17 protein-coding genes and 1 other annotated feature are annotated in these 20,828 nt (G+C 59.3%); of the genes, 13 read left to right on the top strand and 4 right to left on the bottom strand.

Annotated features, from left to right (window positions below; translation table 11 throughout):
* The first annotated feature begins 30 nt into the window (after positions 1 to 30).
* From aceE to SALB1_RS06515, 9 genes are all read left to right on the top strand, one after another.
* Positions 31 to 2,721: a pyruvate dehydrogenase (acetyl-transferring), homodimeric type gene (aceE, locus tag SALB1_RS06550; RefSeq protein WP_179950713.1), complete on the top strand. Its 2,691-nt coding sequence runs from the start codon at positions 31 to 33 to the stop codon at positions 2,719 to 2,721.
* Positions 2,722 to 2,818: 97 nt separating this feature from the next.
* Positions 2,819 to 4,585: a dihydrolipoyllysine-residue acetyltransferase gene (locus SALB1_RS06545; RefSeq protein WP_109993136.1), complete on the top strand. Its 1,767-nt coding sequence runs from the start codon at positions 2,819 to 2,821 to the stop codon at positions 4,583 to 4,585.
* Between the two features lie 188 nt (positions 4,586 to 4,773).
* A complete protein-coding gene (gene lpdA / locus SALB1_RS19850) occupies positions 4,774 to 6,936 on the top strand; it encodes a dihydrolipoyl dehydrogenase (RefSeq protein ID WP_109993135.1) in 2,163 nt (720 codons plus the stop codon).
* 171 nt (positions 6,937 to 7,107) lie between these two features.
* Positions 7,108 to 7,329 (top strand): hypothetical protein, encoded by a 222-nt coding sequence (locus SALB1_RS06535; protein ID WP_145961259.1) that lies wholly within the window; start codon positions 7,108 to 7,110, stop codon positions 7,327 to 7,329.
* A gap of 72 nt (positions 7,330 to 7,401) precedes the next feature.
* The gene (locus SALB1_RS06530; RefSeq protein WP_109993133.1) at positions 7,402 to 8,427 is read left to right on the top strand and encodes a DUF2235 domain-containing protein; all 1,026 of its coding nucleotides are present in this window, start codon (positions 7,402 to 7,404) and stop codon (positions 8,425 to 8,427) included.
* Positions 8,384 to 8,980, top strand: a complete 597-nt coding sequence (locus SALB1_RS18705) for a hypothetical protein (protein WP_145961258.1) — start codon at positions 8,384 to 8,386, stop codon at positions 8,978 to 8,980. Before SALB1_RS06530 ends, SALB1_RS18705 begins: the two co-directional genes overlap by 44 nt.
* A gap of 55 nt (positions 8,981 to 9,035) precedes the next feature.
* Positions 9,036 to 10,258, top strand: a protein-coding gene (locus tag SALB1_RS06525) for an IS3 family transposase (RefSeq protein ID WP_109993132.1) whose coding sequence is annotated in 2 segments (ribosomal slippage) — positions 9,036 to 9,321 and positions 9,321 to 10,258 — 1,224 coding nt in all. Because the reading frame shifts where the segments join, the coding sequence is not laid out codon by codon here.
* Positions 9,314 to 9,430, top strand: a sequence feature (AL1L pseudoknot). It overlaps the preceding gene by 117 nt.
* 736 nt (positions 10,259 to 10,994) lie before the next feature.
* On the top strand, positions 10,995 to 12,233 hold the full coding sequence (locus tag SALB1_RS06520; protein WP_199678594.1) for an ISL3 family transposase: 1,239 nt from the start codon (positions 10,995 to 10,997) through the stop codon (positions 12,231 to 12,233).
* Between the two features lie 579 nt (positions 12,234 to 12,812).
* Positions 12,813 to 13,421, top strand: a complete 609-nt coding sequence (locus SALB1_RS06515; protein ID WP_109993131.1) for a Kiwa anti-phage protein KwaB-like domain-containing protein — start codon at positions 12,813 to 12,815, stop codon at positions 13,419 to 13,421.
* Between the two features lie 246 nt (positions 13,422 to 13,667).
* Here the strand turns inward: SALB1_RS06515 and SALB1_RS06510 are convergent, their stop codons facing one another.
* Entirely contained in the window at positions 13,668 to 14,165 is a 498-nt protein-coding gene (locus SALB1_RS06510; protein ID WP_109993130.1) for a transposase, read from the bottom strand.
* Positions 14,166 to 14,404: 239 nt separating this feature from the next.
* Complete coding sequence (locus SALB1_RS06505) at positions 14,405 to 15,289, bottom strand: DMT family transporter (RefSeq protein ID WP_109993129.1); 885 nt, start codon at positions 15,287 to 15,289, stop codon at positions 14,405 to 14,407.
* Positions 15,290 to 15,479: 190 nt separating this feature from the next.
* Between SALB1_RS06505 and SALB1_RS06500 the strand changes: the two genes are divergently transcribed.
* Both SALB1_RS06500 and SALB1_RS06495 read left to right on the top strand, forming a co-directional pair.
* Positions 15,480 to 16,355, top strand: coding sequence for a LysR family transcriptional regulator (locus SALB1_RS06500; RefSeq protein WP_109993128.1), 876 nt, complete (start codon positions 15,480 to 15,482; stop codon positions 16,353 to 16,355).
* Positions 16,356 to 16,579: 224 nt separating this feature from the next.
* On the top strand, positions 16,580 to 17,308 hold the full coding sequence (locus tag SALB1_RS06495) for a gamma-glutamylcyclotransferase (protein WP_109993127.1): 729 nt from the start codon (positions 16,580 to 16,582) through the stop codon (positions 17,306 to 17,308).
* 183 nt (positions 17,309 to 17,491) lie between these two features.
* On the opposite strand, the gene SALB1_RS06490 is transcribed toward SALB1_RS06495, so the two are convergent.
* A complete protein-coding gene (locus tag SALB1_RS06490) occupies positions 17,492 to 17,959 on the bottom strand; it encodes a PEGA domain-containing protein (protein ID WP_158590652.1) in 468 nt (155 codons plus the stop codon).
* A gap of 518 nt (positions 17,960 to 18,477) precedes the next feature.
* Positions 18,478 to 18,903 (bottom strand): hypothetical protein, encoded by a 426-nt coding sequence (locus SALB1_RS06480; protein ID WP_109993124.1) that lies wholly within the window; start codon positions 18,901 to 18,903, stop codon positions 18,478 to 18,480.
* Between the two features lie 175 nt (positions 18,904 to 19,078).
* Between SALB1_RS06480 and SALB1_RS06475 the strand changes: the two genes are divergently transcribed.
* Positions 19,079 to 19,552 (top strand): helix-turn-helix domain-containing protein, encoded by a 474-nt coding sequence (locus SALB1_RS06475; RefSeq protein ID WP_145961257.1) that lies wholly within the window; start codon positions 19,079 to 19,081, stop codon positions 19,550 to 19,552.
* A 5-nt stretch (positions 19,553 to 19,557) separates the two neighbouring features.
* A complete protein-coding gene (locus SALB1_RS06470; protein WP_109993122.1) occupies positions 19,558 to 20,826 on the top strand; it encodes a type II toxin-antitoxin system HipA family toxin in 1,269 nt (422 codons plus the stop codon).
* Positions 20,827 to 20,828: the final 2 nt, after the last annotated feature.

Here is a 20,828-nt window from a genome sequence, read left to right as displayed (position 1 = left end):
CTTAAAAATGCTTTGTCGAAGGAGCATGGTATGGCTCAAGCGAGCGCCCACCCCGAGCATGTGGATGACGGCTCCGACGTCGATCCCCAGGAATCTGCGGAATGGCGCGATGCGCTTGACGCGGTCATTGAATACGAAGGCCCCGAGCGCGCGCATTTCCTGCTGGAGATGCTCATCGAGCGCTCCCGCCGCACCGGCGCCCAGATCCCCTATTCGCCGAACACGGCGTATGTGAACACCATTCCGCCGCATATGGAGGCCGCCTCGCCGGGCGACCCGGCCATCGAGTGGCGGATTCGTTCCTACATCCGCTGGAACGCCATGGCCATGGTGGTCCAGGCCAACCGGCACCACGCCGGCGTGGGCGGGCATATCGCCAGCTTCGCCTCGGCGGCCACGCTGTATGAAGTGGGCTTCAACCACTTCTTCCACGCCCCGAGCGAAGAACACGGCGGCGACCTGGTCTTCTTCCAGGGCCATTCCGCGCCGGGCTTCTACGCCCGCTCGTACCTGGAAGGCCGGCTGACCGAAGACCAGCTCTACAACTTCCGCGCCGAATCCACCGGCAAAGGGCTGTCGAGCTACCCGCACGCCTGGCTCATGCCCGACTACTGGCAGTTCGCCACCGTGTCGATGGGTATCGGCCCCATCAATGCGATCTACCAGGCGCGCTTCATGCGCTACATGGAGAATCGCGGCATCCAGAACACCGAGGGGCGCCACGTCTGGTGCTTCTGCGGCGACGGCGAGATGGACGAGCCCGAATCCAAGGGCGCCATCGGCATGGCCGCGCGCGAGAACCTCGACAACCTCATCTTCGTGGTCAATTGCAACCTGCAGCGCCTGGACGGCCCGGTGCGCGGCGACTCCAAGATCGTCGACGAGCTCGAAGGTTTCTTCCGCGGCGCTGGCTGGAATGTCATCAAGGTGCTCTGGGGGGCGTTGTGGGACGGCCTGTTCGCCCAGGACCACGACGGCCAGCTTGTCCAGTTGATGAACGAAACCGTCGACGGTGAATACCAGGCCTACAAGGCGCGCGGTGGCAAATACACGCGCGAGAAATTCTTCGGCAAGTATCCCGAGCTGGAGAAGATGGTCGCCTCGATGTCCGACGAGGACATCGGCCGGTTGAACCGTGGCGGCCATGACCCGCACAAGGTCTATGCCGCCTACCATCACGCGGTCAATCAGAAGAACGGCAAGCCGACGGTCATCCTGGCCAAGACGGTCAAGGGCTACGGCATGGGTGAGGCCGGCGAAGGCCAGAACATCACCCATCAACAGAAGAAGATGGCCGAGGACGCGCTCAAGGAATTCCGCGATCGCTTCGAGATCCCGATCTCGGACGACAAGATCGCCGATGCGCCCTTCTACAAGCCGGATGACGATTCCGAAGAGATCCAGTATCTCCATGCGCGCCGCAAGGAACTCGGCGGCTATCTGCCGCAGCGCCGCACCGAGGGCGACAAGCTCCAGATTCCGGAATTGTCCGCCTTCGACAAGCTGCTCCAGGGCTCGGGCGACCGCGAGATGGCCACGACCATGGTCTTCACGCGCATCCTGCAGATACTGACCCGCGACAAGCACATCAAGGACCGCGTCGTCCCGATCATTCCGGACGAGGCGCGCACCTTCGGCATGGAAGGCATGTTCCGCTCCCTGGGCATCTACTCGCCGGTGGGCCAGCTGTTCACGCCCGAGGATTCCGACCAGCTCGCCTTCTACAAGGAAGCCAAGGACGGCCAGATCCTGGAAGAAGGCATCACCGAAGCCGGAGCGATTTCGTCTTTCATTGCCGCGGCCACGTCGTACTCGAATCACGGCACGACGATGATCCCGTTCTATGCCTTCTATTCGATGTTCGGCTTCCAGCGTGTCGGCGACTTCTGCTGGGCCGCCGGCGACATGCGCGCCCGCGGCTTCATGATGGCCGGCACGGCTGGCCGCACCACTATCAACGGCGAGGGCCTGCAGCATCAGGACGGCCATTCGCACGTCATGTTCGAGTGCGTGCCCAACGCCAAGGCCTACGACCCGACCTTTTCCTACGAGATGGCGGTGATCATCCACCGAGGTCTGGTGGAGATGTACGAGGAAGGCCGCGACGTCTACTACTACCTCACGATGATGAACGAGAACTACAGCCACCCGGCGATGCCGGAAGGCGTGGAAGACGACATCATCGCCGGCATGTACAAGTTCTCCGAGTCGGGTACCGACAAGGACAAGCAGGTCAACCTGCTGGGTTGCGGCAGCATTCTTCGCGAAGCGATCGCCGCCGCCGAAATGCTGGAAGAGGAATACGACGTCGGCGCCACCGTGTGGAGCGCGCCGAGCTTCCCCGAGCTCAAGCGCGAAGGCGCCTCGGTCGAGCGCTGGAATATGCTGCATCCGGAACAGGAGCCGAAGCAGAGTTTCGTGGCCCGCAAGTTCGCCGACGCCAAGGGCCCGGCGATCGCGGCCACCGACTATGTCCGCGCCCTGCCCGAGATGATCCGGCCGTACATGCCGGTGGCTTACCACACGCTCGGCACCGACGGCTTCGGCCGCTCCGATACGCGCGAGGCGCTGCGCGAATTCTTCGAGGTCGATCGTCGCTGGATCACGGTCTGCGCGCTGAAGGCGCTGGCCGACGAAGGTAAGGTGGAACGCAAGGTCGTGGCCGACGCCATCAACAAGTACGGTATCGATCCGGAAAAGCCGGAACCGCTGACGCATTGATCCGCGCGTATCGCGAGGGGTAGAACGAACCAACCGAGACAAGACGACCGGATGTTTCATGTGAAACATCCGACTCGTCCAGCCAAGGAAACGCTTTATGGCGGCGCAGGAAATCAAGGTCCCGGATATCGGCGATTTCGACTCGGTCGAAGTCATCGAAGTGCTGGTCTCCGCGGGCGACACGGTTGAAAAGGAACAGCCTCTGATCACGCTCGAGTCCGACAAGGCGACACTGGAAGTGCCGTCGACGGTCGCTGGCAAGATCACCGAGCTGAAAGTCTCTGAGGGCAGCACCGTCTCCGAAGGCGACGTGATCGCCATGATCGAGGCCGACGACGACGCCGGCAGCGGCGACGACGCCGATGAAACCGGCGACAAGGCCGAAGCCGAGCAATCTTCGGAAGACGACGGCGCCGAACAAGCCAGCGCGGAAACGGGCAACGGCGGCGGCGAATCCGGCGGTGACACGATCGAGGTGAAGGTGCCGGACATCGGCGACTTCGATTCGGTCGAAGTCATCGAAGTGCTGGTAGCCGAGGGCGATACGGTCGAAAAGGAACAGCCGCTGATCACGCTGGAATCCGACAAGGCCACGCTTGAAGTGCCCTCCACGGCGGCCGGCCGGATCACCGGACTGAAGGTCGCCGAAGGCAGCACCGTCTCCGAAGGCGACGTCATCGCGCTGCTCGAATCCAGCGGCGGCGGCCAATCCTCGAGCGCTAAGACCCAGCCGCAATCCGGTGGCGATCGGCAGGCCGCCGGCTCGTCGCAATCCAAGTCGGGCAGCGACCAAGCGAAAAAACAGCGCGACGACAAGCACAGCGAAGAGCCGTCGACGTCGCGTTCGGGCACCGCGCACAAGGACGACGAGCCGCACGATGCCAGCCGTCGCGGCGGCGACCCGTCCCAGCTCAAGTCGGTGGATGAAGACCGCTTCGGCAAGGCCCATGCCTCGCCCAGTGTGCGCAAGTATGCCCGCGAGCTCGGCGCCGACCTCGGCCGTATCGAAGGCTCCGGCCACAAGGGCCGTATCACCTTTGAGGACGTGCAGTCCTACGTGAAAGGCGCGCTCGATCAAGTGCAGAGCGGCAAGAGTGCGGGGGCGGCCGCGCCGGCCGGCGGTGGCGGCGGCGTGCCCACCCAGCCGGACATCGACTTCAGCCAGTTTGGCGACGTCGAAATCACCGAGCTGTCCCGTATCCGCAAGATCTCGGCCAAGGCCGTGCACAAGAACTGGCTGCTGATTCCGCATGTCACCCAGTTCGACACCGCCGACATCACCGAGATGGAGCAATTCCGTCAGGCGAACAAGGAAAAAGCCAAGGCGGACGGCGTCAAGCTCACCCCGCTGGCGTTCCTGCTGAAAGCCTCAGCCGCTGCGCTGAAGGCCTTCCCGGATCTCAACAGCTCGCTCACGGCCGATGGCGAGTCCCTGGTGCACAAGAAATACGTGAACATCGCCGTGGCGGTGGATACCCCGGGCGGCCTGCTCATGCCGGTGATCAAGGATGTCGACAAGAAAGGCATCTACGAGATCGCGCGCGATCTCGACGACGTCTCGTCCCGCGCCCGCGACGGCAAGATCCGCGGCGACGACATGAAAGGCGCCTGCTTCTCGATCTCCAGCCTGGGCGGTGTCGGCGGTACGGCCTTCACGCCGATCGTCAACTCCCCCGAGGTCGGCATCCTGGGCGTGTCCAAGCACAGCTGGCAGCCGGTCTGGAACGGGTCCGAGTTCGAACCCCGGCTGATCCTGCCGTTGTCGTTCTCCTACGATCACCGCGTGATCGACGGCGCCAAGGCGGCGCGGATTACCGGCTACATCAGCGAGAAGCTGTCGGATCTGAGAACGTTATTGTTATAGGGCCGCGGCCAGTTCGTCGCAATCCGGCGTTGCGGCTCACTCGTGTAGCGCTGCTACACCGCGATCGCCACGCCTTGGCTTGCAACGAACTGACTCGCGCCGGGTCGACCGGATTTTCGTACGATTTCCGGTCGGCCCGATTACCAGAACGCAAGGATCGGCACGTAGTCGGTCGAAGGTGCTAAACCATGGCGCAGGAAATCAAGGTCCCGGATATTGGTGATTTCGACGCGGTCGAGATCATCGAAGTGCTTGTCGCCGAGGGCGACACGGTCGAAAAGGAACAGCCGCTGATCACGCTGGAATCCGACAAGGCCACGCTCGAAGTGCCCTCCACCGCGGCCGGCCGGATCACGAGCCTGAAAGTCGCCGAGGGCGATACGGTCTCGGAAGGCGATTTGATCGCCCTGATCGAAGCCGCGGACGCAGCGGATGAATCCGACAGCGATGGCGGCTCGGCCGGCGACACCGCCGGGGCCGACCAGCAATCCGATGAGCCTCGGGGCGCCGATAGCGCGGCCGACGAGTCCGAAGACAGCGGCAGCCAGGGCGAAGACGAAACCGTCGAGGTGAAGGTGCCCGACATCGGCGATTTCGATTTGGTCGAAGTCATCGAAGTGCTGGTGGCCGAAGGCGATACGGTGGAGGTTGAACAGCCCCTGATTACGCTGGAATCCGACAAGGCCACGCTGGAAGTCCCCTCCACCGCCGCCGGTACCATCCGCGAACTGAAGGTCAAAGAAGGCAGCACCGTATCCGAAGGCGACCTGATCGCCCTGGTGGCCTCGGCCGCAAGCGGCGGTGGCAAGGCGGCGAAGAGCGAATCCAAATCTGGCGGGGATAAGCCGGCCGGCGGCGACAGCGCCAAGGCCTCGTCCGGCGGCGCGTCGAAGTCCGAGTCCAAGGGCACCACGCCCGCCAGCGACCCCAAAAACGAAAAGCACAATTACGATTGCGATGTGCTCGTGCTGGGCTCCGGCCCGGGCGGCTACACCGCCGCCTTCCGTGCCGCAGACCTGGGCCTGAACGTCACCCTGGTCGAGCGCCACAGTGTGCTCGGCGGCGTCTGCCTCAACGTCGGCTGTATCCCATCCAAGGCCCTGCTCCACTCGGCCAAGGTGATTGAAGACGCCGCCAACATGGCCCGCCACGGTGTCAGCTTCGGCAAGCCCGAGATCGATCTCGAAAAACTGCTGGACTACAAGCAGTCCGTCATCGACCAGCTCACCGGCGGCCTGAAATCCATGGCATCCAAGCGCAAGGTGAACGTTGTCAACGGCACCGGCACCTTCGCCGACGACCACACGCTCAAGATCGACGGCAACGACGATACGAATCAGATCACCTTCAACAAGGCCATCATCGCGGTCGGTTCCGAGCCGGTCATGCTGCCCGGCTGGCCCGAAGACGAGCGCATCTGGACCTCCGAAGACGCCCTCTCGCCCGACGCAATCCCCGGCTCGCTGCTGGTCGTCGGCGGCGGCATCATCGGCTGCGAAATCGCCAACGTCTATGCCGCCCACGGCACCGAGGTCGATGTGGTCGAGATGACCGACAGCCTCATTCCGGGCGCCGACAAGGACCTCATCAAGCCGCTCACCAAGCGCATGAACAAGCGCTGCGGCAACATATGGGTCTCGACCAAGGTCACCGGCCTCAAAGCCAACAAGAAAGCGCTCAAGGCGACCTTCGAAGGCAAGGACGCGCCCGAATCCAAGAATTACGACCGCGTGCTGGTCGCCGTCGGCCGCAAGCCCAACGGCCACAAGATCGGCGCCGAGAACGCCGGCCTGGACGTCAACGAGCGCGGCTTCATCCCGGTCGACAAGCAGTGCCGCACGAACGTCGCGCACATCTTCGCCATCGGCGACGTCTCCGGCGAACCCCAGCTCGCCCATCGCGCCACCCACCAGGGCAAGGTCGCGGCCGAATGCTGCGCCGGCGAAAAAGCCGCCTTCGACGCCAAGTGCATCCCCTCGGTTGTCTACACCGATCCGGAAGTCGCCTGGACCGGCGTCACCGAAACCCAGGCCAAGAAGGAAGGCATCGAATACACCAAGAGCGCCTTCCCCTGGGCCGCCAACGGCCGCGCCATCGGCCTGGACGCCACCGACGGCAGCACCAAGCTGCTGTTCGGCGCCGACGGCCGCATCATCGGCGCCGGTGCCGTGGGCTCGGGCGCCGGCGACCTGATCGCCGAGACGTGTCTGGCGATCGAAATGGGCGCCGACGCCCACGACATCGGCCTTACGATCCACCCGCATCCGACGCTCGCCGAAACGGTCGGCATGGCGGCCGAAGCCGAGGCCGGGACGCTGACGGATCTGTATATTCCGAAGAAGAAAAAGTAGCGGCGTTACCGCCTGCTACTACTAAAGGTCGGCTCTTAGCCGGCCTTTTTTGTGGGCGGCGTTATTTACAGGCGGAGCGAAATTGCATAATGTCTGTATCAGGCAACGAGTAATCGTGTGCCGAGGGGGAAATCTTGACCGAGCTTGCCAACATTCATCCAGGTGAATGTGTTGCTTGAGGAATTTTTCAAGTCGATGGGGATTGGTGTGTCTCGATTTGCTGACAAGGCCGGCTTGTCGTTGGATAGCGTCAACCAATTCCTCGTTGGTCGACGAAGCTTGGGTTTAGCGGATTCGCACCGCTTCGCAAACTACTTCGGAACGTCGGCTTCGTTTTGGGTAGGTCTTCAGCGTGCTTTCGAGGATGAAGTCGACGCGCAACGCAAGACCTGACTCCAAATCTGTTGGCTATAGGCTTTTGAGTTGTTGTCATTTGCTAGGGCGAATTTTACGAGGGGGACTTCGATGCCTAAGAAGCTTGTCTTGTGCTGTGATGGTACTTGGGATACAGCCGATCAGCGGGAGGGTGGTGTTCTAACGCCATCGAATGTCGCGCGTATTCACAATGCGATTGCGGACCACTCCGCCGATGGTACGGAGCAGAGGAAGTACTATCACAGCGGTGTCGGAACTGAAGAGCATTGGTGGCAACGCGTAGCAGGGGGTGCGATGGGCATCGGGCTAGATAAGCACATCAAGGAAGCTTATCAATGGCTCGGGAACAACTATCAGCCAGAGGATCGAATCTACATTTTTGGGTTCAGCCGTGGTGCCTACACAGCTCGAAGCCTAGTTGGCATGATTCACTCGGTTGGATTGCTCAATCTAAGCCCGGTGACCGGGGATAAGGCGCGAGAGGACGTCGATAGAGCTTATTCGGCATATCGTGACGAAACAAACGCAGACAGCCAAAATGCCGAGTTTTTTGCCGAAGGCGCAAAACTACCGATCCACTTTCTTGGAGTCTGGGATACCGTCGGCGCTTTGGGCGTTCCAGATCATATGCATTTACTCGGCGTATTGGATGATCCGAAGCGCTATCAGTTTTTTAATACCAGACTGACGCCCGCCGTTAAGATTGCTCGCCATGCGGTCGCGATTGATGAGCGACGTGCTAGCTTCATGCCGACATTGTGGGAGGCGTCTACTCTCGAACAGCACCCAGATGCACGCCAAGTCTGGTTTCCTGGTGTGCATTGTGATGTAGGCGGAGGTTATAGAGAGACGGGTCTCTCGGATGGAGCGCTAGACTGGATGATTCACGAAGCACAACACGCAGAGCTCCAGTTTCGCCCTGGCATTGTTGAGGAACAGGACGGCAGGAAGGAAGTAATTCCGAATGCGTGGGATGTGCGGCATGATTCACTCACCGGCATTTTCGCGCACCTCCGAAACCAGCCAAGAAACGTTCCGCATCTTCGCAGTAAGAACGCGGAGGATATTTTCCATGAGTCGGCACTCGTCCGGCACGAACTACCCGCCTATCACTGAGCCGAGTTACTGGGCGACCAAGGTACTTGAACCTGGTGATAGCGAAACGATTTTGATTGAGGCTCAGGAGCGGTGGAATTCGACTGGGATCTACATGGAGCCCGGAACTCAGTACGAACTAACTGCCTCTGGAAAATGGGCGAATGGTGATGATGAAACGTCGCCAAACGGTGTTGGTGAAAAGCGGACATTGTCGACGTCGCTAATGGTTCACGTTAAGCACGGGATCGAAAAGCTCACCGGTGCAGTGGGCGATTGGTACCGGCAATTAACTGATGACCAGCATGCCGAACTCGTCGGTACTAGGCGTGATGGCGCAAACCCGTGGGGAGCACTGATTGGTGCAATTAGTGACTGTGGGAACCCGGGTCGAGATGGCACACCGGCTGAGCACACGACCTTCTTGATCGGTGAGTCGACAAGTTGGCCTCCCGCTGGAGAACAGAATGTTCAGTCTGGTTATCTGTATTGCTATATGAACGACGCTTGGTTGCTGTACGGCAATAATCAAGGTTCAATTAGGCTATCCATTAAGCGTATAGATGCCCAGTAGCGTGTTGAACCGCCCCGGGAATGCTGGAGACTCCAACTCTTGAGAGAATTGGAGCATGAAACAGCGGAAACCTTATTCCCCGGAAGTCCGTGAACGAGCGGTTCGCATGGTCTTTGAGCATCAGGCGGACTACAGCTCGCAGTGGGCGGCGATCGGTTCGATCGCCGGCAAGATCGGCTGTACGCCCGAGACGCTGCGCAGTTGGGTTCGCCAGGCCGAACGGGACCGCGGGCTGCGCAATGGCCAGAGCACGGAAGAGCGCGAGCGCATCAAGGCGCTTGAGCGTGAGAACCGTGAGTTGAAACGGGCCAATGAGATCCTGCGCAAGGCTTCGGCCTATTTTGCCCAGGCGGAGCTCGACCGCCGACACAAGTGATGGTGACGTTCATCGACGATTATCGCCGGGTCTACGGTGTCGGGCCGATCTGCCGTGTGCTGCCGATCGCACCGTCGACCTACTATGCCGCCAAGGCCCGGCAAACCGACCCGGCTCGCCGTTCGAAGCGGGACCGACGTGAGAGGGTCTTGAGCGACGCCATCCAGCAGGTCTGGGAGGCCAATCGTTGCGTCTATGGCGCCCGCAAAGTCTGGCTGCAGTTGCAGCGTGAGGGTTGGTCGGTGGCTCGGTGCACGGTCGAGCGTCTGATGCGTCAGATGGGCTTGCAAGGCGCTGTGCGCGGGCGCACGCCGAAAACGACCACTTCCGACCCCAACCAACCGAGCCCGGGCGACCACGTCCAGCGTGACTTCACAGCCGCCCGACCCGATCGGCTCTGGGTGGCCGATTTTACGTACTGCCCGACCCGGCACGGCTTTGTTTATGCAGCGTTTGTTATCGATGCGTTCGCGCGTCGCATTGTCGGCTGGCGCGTTTCGAGCGCCCCCAACACGGGCCTCGTGCTCGACGCGCTCGAGCAGGCCATCCATGACCGGCAACCCGGCCAGCGCCTGATTCAGCACACCGACCGCGGGGTGCAATACCTGTCAATTCGCTATAGCGAACGCCTGGCGGATGTCGGTATCACCCCGTCGGCCGGCCGCGTCGGCAGTTCATACGATAACGCGCTGGCCGAGACCGTGATCGGCCTGTTCAAGACGGAAGTCATCCGTCAGCACGACGGGCCGTGGCCTCACCTTGCCGCCGTCGAGTTCGCGGTGCTGGACTGGGTCGACTGGTTCAATAATCAGCGGCTGTTCGAGCCGATCGGTGATATGCCGCCGGCCGAGGCTGAAGCCAACTTCTATGACACAATCGCCGGGTCTGCCAAAGTGGCATGACTCAAACCCACGAGTCTCCGGTAAACCCGGGGCGGTTCATGTCTTAAACGTGACCTGTCAGTATATCGGCGCATCAGAGCGACGTCCTTGAAGCTTGGGTGATCAAATTTGTCAGGCTTAAGGAACGACTTGAGTGGCACGGTCTAAACCGTGGGCAGGCTAATACCTAACCCCTATAGCTTAATATTGACGCAAGTTATCTTGAGAATGATCCCTGAGGGCTCCGCTGCTGTATAAGCCTAGCTTCCGGTAGAAGTAAAGCAAAGCTAATGACGCCTAAAGTTTTATTCTCGTTCGTTCTTTTTCTTGGGTCATATGTGCCGCTAGCTTTGATTTTGCTAGTCAAAAACCTCTCAATTAGTTCGGAAAAGCTAAGATTTTGTCTTAATCTGGCTCAGAATAATTGTAATTTACCCCTTAAAAATCCGATTATAGCTTTATCTTTCGTTAGCATAACTTCACTTTCTTTGTTGATCACGGTTTTATTATTAAAGTCTATTCGCAAAAAAAGGACAATAGTAGTTAAACGCGTAGAGACTAGGTCGTCTGATTTAGTTAGCTACGTTTTTCCTTATATATTGGCTTTTATCAATCTAAACTATAGCGACCTTTTGGGAGTTCTTGGATTCGTTATTTTTTTGGCTCTTCTGCACTGACATGCGCTAGAGAGGGATGACTGCCGCCGACAAATCCGTTTCAATACAAGCTCCTACACAAATACAGAAGGGGTTTGTAGATGGCGGCAACCATCCCAAGTTGGATTGTTGGTCTGCGCGGGCAGTGCGTCAAGGGCGTGGCGTGGGACGAAGCTCGTGGCACGCTGGTGTTTCACTGCGACCGCGATCGCCGCTTCGTGCCGGTGGATCACCGGAGCGGCGCACGAGGCACCGTCAATCGACGGCTGCGTCGCGAGGTTCAGGATCTGCCGATCTGGGGCCGCTCAGTGACGCTCTCGATCGCGTACTGTCAGCTCAAGATCGGGGCGACGGATCGCCGTATGGAACGGCTGTCGTTCGTCGAGCCCGGCCATGGCTTCACACGCCGCTATGCGCGGTTTGTCAGCCAACTGGCTCGGCATATCAGCATCGCCGCCGTCGCGGCTTACACCGGCCTGGCGTGGCGTACGGTCAAGGCTATGGACGAACGGGCGTTGACGCGTGATCTGCCGGCTCTGGATCCTGGCGCACTGACCGGCCTGCGGCATCTGGGCGTCGACGAGGTCGCCCGCGCCAAGGGCCATGATTATCTGACCATCGTCTACGACCTCGAGTCCGGCGATCTGGTATGGGTCACCGAGGGCCGTCGCAAGGCCGGCCTGACGGCGTTTTTCGATCAGCTCGATGAGCCCGTTGCCCAGGGCATCGAGGCCGTAGCCATGGATATGTGGAAGCCCTTTGAACAGGCGGTGGCCGAGGCGTTGCCGAACGCCGCCATCGTCTTCGATCGCTTCCATGTCATGCAGCAGTATTCGAAGGTGATCGATACCGTCCGCCGAACCGAGTTCAAGCGGGCAACCCACGCCGACAAGCAGGTCTTGGTTGGCAGCCGTTATCTGCTGCTCAAAAACGCCGAACGCTTGAGCGATAGCCAGGCCGCGCGACTCGATCGGTTGCTCGCCGTCAATGGCCCGCTCAACGCAGTCTATGCCTTGAAAGAACAGCTCCAGCAACTGTGGCACGCCCCAGCGAGCTTCACCGTCATGGGCCAGCGCCTGGATGCCTGGTGTGCCTTGGCCGAGGCCACCGGGCTGGCCCCCATGAAACGCTTCGTGGCGATGCTACAGCGGCATCGCACCGGGATCTGCAACTACGCGGCCCACCCCATCACCACCGCCCGACTCGAAGGCGGCCACGTCGCGATCGGGTTGATCCGTAAACGCGCTCGCGGACTGCTCGATACCGAATACTTCAAACTCAAAATCCGGCAAAGCGCAACGCCCGAACCACCCCTTGGCCTGTACGCTCTGACCGGATGATTGGCTCAAACCATGTCACAAGAGCCATTTTTTTCTTGTGGCTATTTTGGATAACACATCGGGCTGGATTGATACTTCTTAACCCTTTGTTAGTTGTCTTAGGGTGGACTCTAAACGAAGTGGAATTTAAAAGTTTAGGAGGGGGGGAGTATAAGAAAAAAATTAGTATTGTCTAAAGTCGATATTTTGGTTGGTTCGAAGTATAGCTACAGTTCCGTTGGGCATGTTTTAGTAATCGGTAAAGAGATTGGGGAAAACGGTGAGTAGTCTCTGCGATCTTCACGAATTTAATCTGGATGAGTCGACGGTAACGCTTTGGATATTTAAGAAATCGGGCGGAAGCGAAGACCCAAAATTCACGGGACGATGGATTGAAACAGACCCTCTGCTAGACGCTCGGCTGAAGGAGTGTCTAGAGTCTGAGCGAGAGAAAATAACCGAAATCGATGCATATAGTTTATTAACGGATACTAATAGTAATAGCGCTCTAACTATCCCGTTGATTGAGACGCATATACCGAGAGTTGTTGAGGCAGTATCCGACGAGGAGGAGGCTAAAAAGATAAAAAAGTAAAGCATATTAAAAATGCTGATTTTTATATAATAAAAGTTGTAGACGATCAGGGCGGGGCTCTGCTCTCAGGAAGAAAGGTAGATAACAGTTGGTCGGCAAAGAAAATGATAGGTGGGATAAACACATTCTTCGTAGACGAGGAATTAACTCTCAACGAGCAGCCGGCTTTCAACATCTCGAAATATGTAGATTTTTTTATATTAGATGAAACTATATTCGTTCGGTCTAAAGGCTCCTTCGAAACGGTAGCGAGTTATAAAAACGCTCATAAACAGGATTTCGTTGATCTTATAGAGGAAAATGAGTTCAACGAAGTTTTTAGTGATTTAACTCATATAAGAGAATACGTTGGAAATAATAAAATGCAGTTGCGAAGAGCTTCTGCGATTAGGCAAAAAGGCCATTACAAGAATGCTCAGTTTATGGAAAACTTGAGATTAAACGCTCAACAGTATGGCTTAGATATCGAGTTCGACGAATTTAACCAAATTATTCCGACAGCTGAAAATTGTAGAGATATTTTTCAAGCTCTTTTGGATCATCGTTTGGCGTCAGGCTTCTCGCATAATATCTATGATGTGCCAGATGCATCCACAGTCGGTCGTCAACGTTAACGGAACAGACCGAGGGCATAGGCACTTGGGGGAAGGCGGATTCCACTCCAAAGCGCACCGGATAGGGGGTGGCACCGGCCGGTCGGCTAAAGGGCGCTGGTCTTCCTGTACGCCGCCATCGCGTGTCCAGCGCTGATGGGGTACGGGCGGTGAGGCCCAGCACTTGGCAGGCCGTTTCCAGGCGGGCACCCTGAGCCCGGGCTTGCTCGATCAGCGTGACGGCGTGTTGGCGATCCGGGGCGCTGATCATGACTCCTCGTCCCCCCAGATCGCCCGCGCTTTTTTTGACAGGGTCAACAGCGCGGCCGTCTCAGCCAAAGCGGCGTCCTTGCGTTTGAGTTCGCGCTCGAGATCGCGGATGCGGCGCCGCTGTTCCCGGGTCTGAGCCGCCTCCTGGCGCCGATCCTCGTGAGACAGGCTCGCTGCCTGCTCGCAGTCATGGCGCCAGCGCTGGAGCTGCTCGGGGAACAGCCCGCGTCGGCGACAGTATTCGGCGATCTGCTCGCCATTCATGGCCGCGCTCTCGACCACGGCCGCGAACTTGTCCTGGGATGACCAACCTTCGACACCCTGATCGCTGGCGTTGGGCAGACATCGCCCCTCGGCGCGGGCTTCCTTACGCCATTTGTAGAGGGTGGCGACCGGAATGCCTTCCTGGTCGGCGACCTCATAAGCACTGAGCGCGTGCGGTGGCAGCAGCTTGGCCACGACGGCTTGTCGGCGTTCCTCAGAATAACGAGGCATGACATTCTCCTATCGCCCTCTCGTTTAAGACAGTGTATTCGAAGGCACGATAGGTAGTCTGACAGTGAGGGGTACGAGGGAGAAGTTCCGGATGGGTTGCAGGCTGATTGCGATCTGGAAGAAGTGCATCGGCATGATGCGGCTTGAGCAGGTTGTCCACGACTCGTGGCCCGTCCCTATTATTTCTCTCTGCCGATCATATCGCCGGTCGCAAGCGTTGAAAGATCACATACACTACGTCAGAGCGTGCGCACACGCGTCGATACCACGCAGGCGATGGTTACCAGCACACAACCGGCGAATAAGAACAGCGTGGGCTGCGCCCGACCGGCCATGACCAGCGTAATGGCCGCAACGGCCGGCACCGCATAGGGCAATACGGGCACGATTCGCGGATGGCCATGTCGCACGACATGGCCCCAGGCAACAAAACCGAGCCCGTAGGGCCCGATACCGAGCATCGCACTGGCCACCCAAGCGCCGACCGTAGCAGGCCACACGAGTCCGCCGATGGCTGCCTGAAGCGCAAGGGCTGTGACCGCAGCGGCCGTGAAAAACGCAGGATAAGCCGACCCTACAGGGCGCGAATAGACTTGCAGGAACAGCGAATACGCAACCCAGCACAAGCCGGAAGCCAGACCGCCCACATAGCCCAGCCAAGCCCCCGGCGACGGTGCCTGCATCGAACCGTGCATGACAAACACGCCGGCCAATCCAAGCAACAGACTGACAAACGTCGTGGGCGCCGGCCGACGTCCGCTGTAAACGTCGCTCGCCATGGCAAACAGCAGCGGCCAGCTATAGGTAATCACAACCACCTGGGCGGCCGGCGCGTAGGCGAGCGCCGCGAAATAGAAGGCTGCGCCACCGATCAGGCCGGCTACCACGACCACCCACGCATACCAGCGATGATCACGCACCGCGGTCCTGAAAGCACCGTACGTACCGGGCAACAGACGACTGCTGGCCGCCGCGCCGGCCAGCGCAATGCCGGTCAGTTCGAGCGGCGGTATATTACCGGCCAACATCCGCAGCCAAGCCGTTAGTCCCCACAGCAGGACGACCACGCCGCTGAGAATGACGATACGCCAAGTGGGTTTGTAAAACGGATCGATCCCTCGCATATCGCATAGCCTCTTGTGGGATCAAGAAAAGCCCGAAGCCTATTCACCTGTTCGATAGTCGGGAGTGAACGGCAATATCTCGAGAGAACCGGACGGGCTCTTCGGTATCGCAACGTCGCTACGATGACCTTGCGAAAGCTATTCGTGAAACGATAATTTTTGAGGAATTCATCAATTTTTGTGATACCTCTTGCGACACCGAACCCTCGATCTCAAAGCGCTGCAAAGCTTCGTCACGGTCGTGTCGACCGGCAGTTTCACCACGGCCGCCCAGCAACTCAATTACTCGCAGTCGGCGGTGAGCATGCAGCTGCGTCGGCTTGAGTCCGAACTCGGTGTGGCCTTGCTGGCGCGCAATGCGCGAACGATCGAGCCCACTCGACCTGGTCGCGAAGTGCTTGGCTATGCGCGAGAAATGCTGCGGCTCAATGGCGAGTTGCGCGGGCGCCTGGCCGAACGCGAAGTCGCCGGTACCGTTCGACTCGGCCTGCCGGTAGATTACGCGCCGTATATTCCCGGCACGCTGACCCTATTTGCCGAACGTTATCCGTTGGTGGAAATGGAGGTACGGTCCGATCTCAGTGTGAATCTGATCGAGCAGACCCGCGCCGGCGATATCGATATGGCAATCGTGACCCGCGAGTCAGACGCCTCGGGCGGCGTCCGGCTCCGTCGCGAACCGCTGGTCTGGGTGTCAGCTCCTGGCGCCACCGCGCACCTGCAGAGCCCCCTGCCGCTCGCCCTGAGCCTGCAGGGCGTCTGTGCGTTCCGAACCGCGGCAACGGCACGCCTGGATGCTGCTGGTCGACGTTGGCGAACTGCTTATGAAAGTCAGGCATTCGCCACCCAGCGGATACCCGTGAGTGTCGGTCTCGCCGTGACCGTCGCGATACCGAGCTTGCTCGGCTCGGATCTTGAAATACTGGATCCCGACACGACAGGATTACCCGAACTACCGACCATGGATATTCGGCTACACCGCAGCCCGGGGCGGGCAAGCCGCGCGGCTGACTGCCTGGCCGAACTCTTGATCGAGCGTATTCGCGATCACCGGCACGTTGGGTAGCGGCCTGAAGAGCACAGCCGGGGTCACACAACCGATTTCAGGTCTTGCGATGTGCGTCAAGCGAAGATCTGCAGGTCATGCCGACTGAAGAAGTCAGCCGTGATTCGCGAACGCAAAAGCGGCCTTCGCCCCGTATCGTCAATGGGCTGACCATGCCGACTCGGTCCGTTCTCTGTTCCGACGCTTTTTAGCCAGCCGCGCCCGGTCGGCGTAATAATGACCGCATGACACGATCCGACCCGCGCCATCGTCCGCTGCCCAACGGGATTACCCGCGAGGTGCTCGAACGGGACGAATTACGCCAAGCGCTGGCCACGGCGCATCCGGATGTCGCGATGATCAGCGACGAGCAGATGCAGGACTCGATTCAGGCGATGCTGGCGCAGCGGCCGCCCGCCGCCGATCTCGACATGGGTGTATGGGTCTTCGGTTATGGGTCGCTGCTTTGGAACCCGTGCGTGCCGGTCGCGAAATGGCTCGACGTTCTGCTTTATGGTTTTCATCGCGATTTCCGCATTCGGCTGACGCATGGTCGCGGTTCGGCTGAAGCGCCGGGGTTGATGCTCGGCCTGGTGCCGGGCGGCTCCTGCCGGGGCATGGCGCTGCGGCTGCCGCCGGACGATCTGGAGCACGAGCTGCTGATGATCTGGCGGCGCGAAATGCTCACGGGAGTTTACACGCCGCGTTGGGTCACGCTATATGATCGTGGTGGCGCGTCGCTGCCGGCCATGACGTTCGTCGCCAACACCGCACACCACAGCTTCTGCGGGCGGCTGGAAGACTCGGCGGTGATCGATATGCTGGCTACCGGCCACGGCATGATCGGTTCGGCCGCGGAATATCTGAACAGCACCGTGGCCCATCTCGACGAGCAGGGTATCCACGATCATCGGCTGCGCTCGCTGCGTGCCCGGGTGAACGCGGCGGTTGTCGCGCGGAACGCCAGCGATTAACCGCCATCCGGCGTGAAGCTATAGGGATCAAGCTTACTCATTATCTAAAATGCAACTAAGAAATAAAAGACGTGCATAGACTTGCCTCTGGCGTGTTCGAACACCCAAGTGTTGCCTATATTTTTGACTTATGAGTAATAGGCCGCCCCGGGCAAGAACCGTGAGCGATCTATAAGCGTGTTCCTACGAGCCAGAAGCCGCGGTACCGACGGCTACGCTGCTCGCCTGGCGGGAACTACTGGCTGCAGCCGGTACCGGCCCAACGGGCGGTTTGGCAGTCATCTTGGCGTCCAGATGATCCGGCTTGATCGAATACTCGGCTCCGGACATATGGTTGATCGCCATCCCTGCCCACCCGTTCAAAAGAAATCGAACGCCCGCCGAATGGCGCGTATTGTGATGGAACGTCGCGACATACGGCAGATACCCCGAATGGGTCAGCCGAACGGTATGATCCGTCTTGCGGCTCATGGAGGCCTTGATCGGCGTATGGCCGATGGTCGTTCCGTCAAGACTTACTTGCGCATCCCCGGGCGTGCTTGAAATTTTCACGTCCTGGTGCGAGCCCTTCGTCATAGTGGCGCAGCCACTCAAGCCGATGGCAGAGATCGTGATCGCAACACTTTGAAAGATAGTTTTTTGAATGTGCATGCCTACGTCCTGGCCCCTTGTCTTCGCAGTCGCCCTAGGAATAGCGTTAAGAGTGTGGTGCATGAAAGTCAGTTCTTGTACCGTGCGTTCACTTGCTTACGAAAAGACGTATTCTCAGTCTCTCGCTCCGCAATCCCTCTCTTATCGGCCGATCGTCCCGATCCTTCAGCCTCCAGATCCATCGCCCCACAAGGCCGGGTGCATGAACCAGCCTCGCTGCGGTGACTCATGAGCGCCTGCTGGGCGCGCAGCGCGTGGTCAAGATCGTCGTCATCCACACGCGTCGGGGTCAGGTCTTGTAACGTGCGTAGCAAGTTCAAAGTGTCAGTTCGAACGGCGCTCAAGAGCTGCCGGCCCCGACTATCCTTGCCCATGCGGTTGGCTTCTTCGGCAACGTGGCGATACAGCAATTGTCGCGGCGCCGGCCTGAGCACCGACGCATCGACCTCTTTGGGCCGCGTATCCCGTTTCAGGTGCGATAGGTCGATTGCGAGACAGTCTGGCCGAATCTCCCGTATTCAGCGCGGTCTATTTCGTCTTTGGCATGCGTCGACGTGTATCTCCACAGCGATAAGTCCGTGGTCTTCGGTGAGCTCTATCACGGCATTGGCACGAAGCGCCGACGAAAGCGCCGCCTCGATCTGCGCGTTAGCCACCGGCGAGCCTATTGCCGGCACATGCCAGGCCTGTTCATGGGGTGCGCCGATACTATCGATGTTGCTGTGGCTGCTGCTGGACACCGGCGCGGCGAACGGCGCGTCGGCGCCTGCCGCAGCGATGAGAGACCGCTTGCCAACGCGATGCAGGATCGACTCGTCGGCGCCGTTGGTTTCGACAGCGTGATGAAAATACCACTGATAAACGTCGCTCTTCTGGGCGATGACCGGTTGGCCGCAAGCGATGCAGCTGCACTCGCAGTCCCGGCCGCGAGATACAGTCGGCACCTGGACTGGGCTGCCCGGCGTGATCGAGAGCCCAGCTGGTCTTGGTTCTTGGATGGCGTGGCTCGCGATCCATAACCAGTTGTAACCAAAGTATTTAAGGCTAACGAGACGCCAATATATCAGCTGAATGATATGGCTGTAATATCATCAGAAAAATAAAACCTAGAGATATCATTTGAATGATATTATTCTAGTATCATTAAAGCGAATAAATGCTGAGGTGTTTCTCGACATGAAAGTCACGACGCTGAAACAGCTTGGCGCCTTCATTCGTGACCAGCGCCGCCAGCGCAAGTGGACACAGAAGCAACTCGCAGACGCATCCGGGACACTGCAGTCCTGGTTATCGGGCGTTGAGAAGGGGAAAGGCAACCCCGAGTTCGGCAAGCTCATGGCCGTGTTGCGGGCGCTTGATGTGACGCTAGACCTTCATCGGCAAAGCGCCGGGCCTAAGCCTGTTCCGTGCCCGAATGCCAGTCCAGCCCAATTGGATCGCGCCAGCACGGTTCGACGCACGGCTTCTGGCGGACTGGACTCGTCTCGGCGTGACGGCCCCTCTCCGGCATCGGGGGGCATCGCTCGTGGGAGCGCGCAAGCACCGTCAGTGCAATCGCTTCGTGCCCGTTTCCAGAAGAGCGGCAAGAAGTAGCCGGCATGGAACAAACGGTCGAGATCTTCTTGAATGAAATCCGGATCGGTGCGGTCACCCGGCTGACCGGCGCCCGGTTCGAATTCGAGTACGACAAAACATATCTTGCGGACGAGGCCAACCATCCGCTGTCGCTGTCCATGCCGATGACCGCGGCTGTGCACCGCGATTCGCGCGGCGAGTCGATCGTGAGCAACTTCATGTGGGGATTGCTCCCCGATGATAGAGAGGTTCTGCGCCGATACGCGGCACATTTTGATGTACCCGAGGCCGATCCGCTCGCCTTACTCGAGGCCATTGGTGAGGATTGTCCGGGTGCGGTGAGTTTTGGAACGTCCGACCTGGGGCGAGGTTTGGGGCCGCTCGATGAAGCGGAAATGGCCGAAGTCGTCGATGGACTCAGGCGTGGTCGGACACCAGAGATTTTCGGTCGAAATCCCGGCTATTTTTCATTGGCCGGCGCCCAGCCGAAAACTGCCTTCGTTTATCGCGACGGCCAGTGGTACATGCCCGTCGGCGACGAGCCGAGCACGCATATCGTCAAGCCGGCGATGCGTGATCTTGATGACCAGCCGCTCAACGAGCATTTCTGTTTGCAGCTCGCGCGTGAGGTCGGCCTCGCTGCGCCGGAGTCATGGGTCGAGCGAATGGGCGCGGAGCAGGCAATCGTGGTCGAGCGATTCGATCGAATGACCGATGCCGGGCCTGAGACGCGTCGCATCCATATCGAGGATATGTGCCAGGCGCTGGGATATGCCCCGAGCCAGAAATACGAGGAGAACGGCGGCCCCGGCATCCGAGCTATCGGCGAACTTCTGCGTGACAACGCGACCGATCCTGCCGCGGACCTCGAACAGTTCATGCGGGCGGTGATGTTCAATGTGCTTGTATGCGGTACAGATGCCCACGCCAAGAACTACTCGATCTGGCATGTAACAGGGCCGCAACTCGCGCTCGCGCCACTCTACGACATCAACAGTGTCTACCCGTATTTTCTGCGACGGAATGACCGGAAGATGGCTATGGCAGTTCGCGGCAAAAAGGTTCAGCACAATATCCGTCCGGAACATTTCGTGGCCGATGGTGAGGCACTGGGTCTGTCGCCAGAACAGATTCGGGGATGGTTGGGCGATATGGCCGAACGGCTGCCGCAGCAGGCCCGGTGGACCCGTGATGAGATGCCTTATGAATCAACGGTCATTGATCTCATCGTCGATGAGATCGCGCGCTGCACAACACGTCTTCTCGGTCAGTTGCGCGGCCCGGCCGGGTGATG

It is taken from the genome of Salinisphaera sp. LB1 (assembly GCF_003177035.1).
Taxonomy (GTDB): Bacteria; Pseudomonadota; Gammaproteobacteria; order Nevskiales; family Salinisphaeraceae; genus Salinisphaera.
The sequence above is the reverse complement of the archived record's forward strand: the minus strand, read 5'-3'. Positions and strand labels throughout refer to the sequence as shown.